We start from the raw sequence: 1,336 nt of genomic DNA, 5'->3' as shown, positions 1-1,336 counted from the left end.
CCTTGGCGCGCGAGCTCGACCGCGCGACGCCGGAACTCTGGCGGGTGTGGTGCGGGCATGAAGGACATCCTTCCTGATGATCAAGGGTGACCTCAGGTCAAGTGTCCGGAGAACAGGGGGAAGCTCACTGGAACGACTGGGCTTCACAAAAGAAGGACTGATGCCCGGGCGCTCGTTCCTGCAAGGCAAGTACGTCGGCGTGCTCATCTATGGCCTACTCCGTGCCAACTACCGCCCGGAGACGTCCTGACCTCCCCGAGCGCTCATGGCTGTTAGCCAGGCCGCCTCACCAAGAGGATTCTCTGCGCCAACGGCTGTAGCCGGTTCCTCAACCCCGGGGACGCGAGTGCCGGGCGGCATCCATCCGGCCGTGCTCGCTCTCCAGCGCCCTCGCCATCGAGCCGCTCGCCGGGCAGGCGCCGTGCGGGGATGGGCCTGGGTCACATGCGGGCCTCGATGGCGCAGACGTGGGTTCTGGCGGCGTGCAGCGACGGCGTCCATCCAACTCAAGGTTCATGATCAACTATTTAGCGCGGGAGGCTTCAAAAAAACCTTCTCAGGCCAGCAGGCTCAGGGTTTCCGGCGCTTCCCAGGCCGTCAGCCGTCGGTCTGGGTCGGTTTCCTGGTGCGCGAACTGGTTGATCAGCTCGGCGAGGGCTCGCCGGTCCCGCTCGGGGAGCTCGTGCAGGAGGGCGATCACCGGCGCAAGCACCTGCATCGCGGCCCCGGGCGCGATGGCGTCGTCGTCGCTGAGGTCCAGCCTGATGACGATCTCCCTGAGGGCTTGGGGTCCCAGTACTAGTGGAACGGCGAACCGGGTCTAGTGTCACATCCTGTGAGATCGGGGATCTTTCGCCAGGTCAGACGGGGTACGGCAGAGTGTGACCATGGGGCTGAAACGGTGCGCACTGGTCTCGCGGGCGGACTCCCTTTCGTGAAGAGATTTAGCGACGATTCCCGACGCTCTGGCGGGCAGCCGACTGGGCTGCGAGACCAGTTCTCTTCACGGAAGGGTTCTTTCCTGAAGTGAACTGGTCAGCAAGGGCTGCCTCGTCGCGCTCGGCGTCAACGGATGTGACACCAAGCCCGGCTCACGGGTCGCGTAGTACTGGCAGGCCAACAGCCCGAGCTCGCCACGATCCACGCCGCATTCGGTGGCGCAGACCACCCGAGGCGCGGCCCGTCGACGGGGTGGGAGGGGCGCAGACCAAGTAACGGCGAAAGGGGCAGTTCCCCAGCACGCCGCGGCGGTTCCCGAACGTGCCGAGCGTCCCGCCGTCGGCCAGGGTGTCGAACCCGTCGGTGGCGCAGCGACCGGGGCCGGATCGCGTGTGGT

1 protein-coding gene is annotated in these 1,336 nt (G+C 66.2%); it reads right to left on the bottom strand.

Translation table 11 applies throughout. From position 1 onward, the window contains the following. Window positions 1–556 precede the first annotated feature (556 nt). Window positions 557–718 (bottom strand): hypothetical protein, encoded by a 162-nt coding sequence (locus tag EJK15_RS72460; RefSeq protein ID WP_171075441.1) that lies wholly within the window; start codon window positions 716–718, stop codon window positions 557–559. Window positions 719–1,336: the final 618 nt, after the last annotated feature.

The organism is Nonomuraea basaltis, assembly GCF_005893125.1.
GTDB lineage: Bacteria > Actinomycetota > Actinomycetes > Streptosporangiales > Streptosporangiaceae > Nonomuraea > Nonomuraea basaltis.
Note: the sequence above shows the minus strand (reverse complement) of the source record. Positions and strands in the feature narration are given on the sequence as shown.

Excerpts from the sequence above, each read along its gene's own strand:
- EJK15_RS72460 (WP_171075441.1), bottom strand. The coding sequence starts at position 718 with ATGCAGGTGCTTGCGCCGGTGATCGCCCTCCTGCACGAGCTCCCCGAG.